The organism is Stenotrophomonas sp. P5_B8, from assembly GCF_054049855.1.
In genome coordinates, this window is the sequence record NZ_JBFULO010000438.1 from 1 (window position 1) to 3,091 (window position 3,091).

Sequence of the window (3,091 nt, forward strand, 5' to 3'; positions counted from 1 at the left end):
CCCCCCCCTACACCATCCACATCGGCCCCAACCTGCTGGGCCAGGGCGCGCTGCTCGCCCAGCACGTGCGCGGCCGCCATGTGCTGCTGCTCAGCGATTCGTCGGTGGCGCCGCTCTACCTGGCCGGGGTGAATTCGGCCCTGCTCGACGCACGCCCGGACCTGCTGATCGGCGAAATGGTGCTGCCGGCCGGCGAAGCCTCCAAGACCCTGGCCAACTTCGGCGCGGCGATCACCGCCCTGGCGTCACTCGGCGCCACCCGCGATGCCTGCGTCATGGCGCTCGGTGGCGGCGTGGCGGGCGACCTGGCCGGCTTTGCCGCCGCCTGCTGGATGCGCGGAGTGGACTGCGTGCAGTTGCCGACCTCGTTGCTGGCGATGGTCGATTCCTCGGTCGGCGGCAAGACCGCCGTGGACATTCCCGAAGGCAAAAACCTGGTCGGCGCGTTCCACCCGCCGCGCGCGGTGATCGCCGACACTGCGGCCCTGCGCACCCTGCCGCCGCGCGAACTGCGCGCCGGGCTGGCCGAAGTGATCAAGTACGGCGCCATCGGCGATCCGCTGTTCTTCCGCTGGCTGCAGGCCGAACACGCCGCGCTGCTGGCCGGCGATGACGCCGCGTTGGCCCAGGCGATCGCGCGCAGTTGCGAACACAAGGCCGAGATCGTCGCCCGCGATCCACTGGAAAAGGGCGAACGCGCCCTGCTCAACCTCGGCCACACCTTCGGCCATGCCATCGAAACCGAACAGGGCTACGGCGCGCCCGGCAACGACAACCTCAACCATGGCGAAGCAGTCGCGGTAGGCATGGTGCTCGCTGCTCGCCTGTCCGCCCGGCTGGGCATGAGCAGCGAGGCCGACACCGACCAGCTGCGCGACCTGCTGCTGCGCTACGAACTGCCGGTGGAAATTCCCGCCGGTCTGGCGCCCGACGCGCTGCTGGCACGCATGCGCCTGGACAAGAAGAACCTCGCCGGTCGGCTGCGCCTGGTGCTGTGGCGCGGCATCGGCCACGCCGAAGTGGTGGCCGACGTCGACGAAGCCGACGTCCTGTCCGTGCTGGCCACCGGCTGAGCCTGCGACCGTTCGCCGCAGGCACGGCGGGCCAGCACGGCCCGTCCCCGCGTTCGCGGCTACAATCGCGGTCATGCGTGTCTTCCTGCAGCAACACCCCAGCGCCACCGAACCGGCGCGCTATCTCCAGCTGACCCTGCAACCGGATCTGTTCGGCGGCTGGGAACTGCTGCGTGAATCGGGCCTGGTCGGCGGTCGCGCGCAGCTGCGCCGCGAGCTGTTCCTGCAGGCTGAGCCGGCCCACCGCGCGTTCGAGAAGGCGCGCGATGCCCAGCTCCAGCGCGGCTACCAGATCACCTACACCAGTGGCGTCACGCCGCGCTGAGCGCCGCAGCCCGTCGCTCCATCACCCCGGCCCTGCGCCACCAGATTCCAAGGAAGCGTTGCATGACCAGCCCCTCCCGCCACGATCGCCTGCTGCGCGCCCTGCGCCGCGAACCGGTGGACTGCACCCCCGTCTGGCTGATGCGCCAGGCCGGCCGCTACCTGCCCGAATACCGCGCCACCCGCGCCAAGGCCGGCAGCTTCCTGGCCATGGCCAAGAACCCGGACATCGCCTGCGAAGTCACCCTGCAGCCGCTGCGTCGTTTCGACCTGGACGCGGCGATCCTGTTCTCCGACATCCTCACCATTCCCGATGCGATGGGTCTGGAGCTGTACTTCGTCGACGGCGAAGGCCCCAAGTTCCGCCACCCCGTGCGCGACGCTGCCGCCATCGCCAAGCTGGCCGTGCCGGACATGGAAACCGAGCTGCGCTACGTGATGGATGCAGTGCGCGTGATCCGCCGCGAGCTGGACGGCAAGGTGCCGCTGATCGGCTTCTCCGGCAGCCCGTGGACGCTGGCCTGCTACATGGTCGAAGGCGGCGGCAGCAAGGACTTCGCCCGCATCAAGGCCATGGCCCTGAACGAACCGGCCGCCCTGCACCAGCTGCTCTCGGTGGTCACCGACGCGGTCATCGCCTACCTCGCCGCCCAACGTGCCGCCGGCGCCCAGGTGCTGCAGGTCTTCGACACCTGGGGCGGCGTGCTCAGCCCCGGCATGTACCGTGAATTCTCGCTGCGCTACCTCACCCGCATCGCCCAGGAACTCGAACGCGGCCAGGGCGACCAGCGCACGCCGCTGATCCTGTTCGGCAAGGGCACCGGCCTGCATTTGGGCGCACTGGCCGACACCGGCGCCGACGCCCTCGGCGTGGACTGGACCCTCGATCTGTCCGACGCGCTCGCCCGCACCGGCGGCCGCGTCGCCCTGCAAGGCAACCTGGACCCCGCCACCCTGTACGGCAACCCCGCGGCCATCGAACGCGCCGCCGCTCGGGTGCTCGACAGCTACGCCGACGGCAACGGCGGCTCCCGCGAAGGCCACGTATTCAACCTGGGCCACGGCATGTCCCCGGACATGAACCCCGAACACGTAGGCGTGCTGGTCGAGGCCGTGCACCGGTTGAGCAAGCGCTGATTGGTCTGCGCGGAGGGCAGCCGACCAACGGTCGGCTCTACCCCCAACCACCGCGCCGCCGGCCGTCACACCCAACCGCCCCACCGCGACGGTCACGCCCAACGACATCCCAACCGGCGGTCACATCAAGCCACCGCGCAACCGGCGGTCACGCCCAAGCACACCGCAACCGCCGGTCACACCCAACGACCCCGCCACCGGTAGAGCCACCCCATGGGTGGCTACACGTAGAGCCGGAAAGAACAGCAGCCACGCGAGCCCGTGTATCGGTTGATGTAAGCGTTGATCGATCGGCGCCGAAGGCAGCCGACCAACGGTCGGCTCTACCCCGCACCATCCCACAATCACACCCAACCACCTCGAAACCGGCGGTCACGCCCAACCATCCCGCAACCGGCTGGGCCACCCGATGAGTGGTGACCAGCAGCACCAAAAGAACAGCGGCCACGCATGGCGTGGCTCAACCGCTGTTGCCATGCACACCGACAGAGTATCGGGGCTGGCGTGGGTGGGTTGGCGGGACCGTTGGGCGCCATGGATGGCGCCCACGAGCCTCC

The 3,091-nt window shown here is 69.8% G+C and carries 3 protein-coding genes; all 3 read left to right on the forward strand.

Translation table 11 applies throughout. The features are described 5' to 3' along the window. On the forward strand, positions 1-1,073 hold a 1,073-nt coding region (gene aroB, locus ACXJKH_RS17680), incomplete at its 5' end, for a 3-dehydroquinate synthase (protein WP_457321285.1). 73 nt (positions 1,074-1,146) lie between these two features. Next, complete coding sequence (locus ACXJKH_RS17685; protein ID WP_256775802.1) at positions 1,147-1,398, forward strand: WGR domain-containing protein; 252 nt, start codon at positions 1,147-1,149, stop codon at positions 1,396-1,398. Between the two features lie 62 nt (positions 1,399-1,460). Further along, positions 1,461-2,534, forward strand: coding sequence for a uroporphyrinogen decarboxylase (hemE, locus tag ACXJKH_RS17690; protein WP_457321288.1), 1,074 nt, complete (start codon positions 1,461-1,463; stop codon positions 2,532-2,534). The last annotated feature ends 557 nt before the right edge of the window (positions 2,535-3,091 follow it).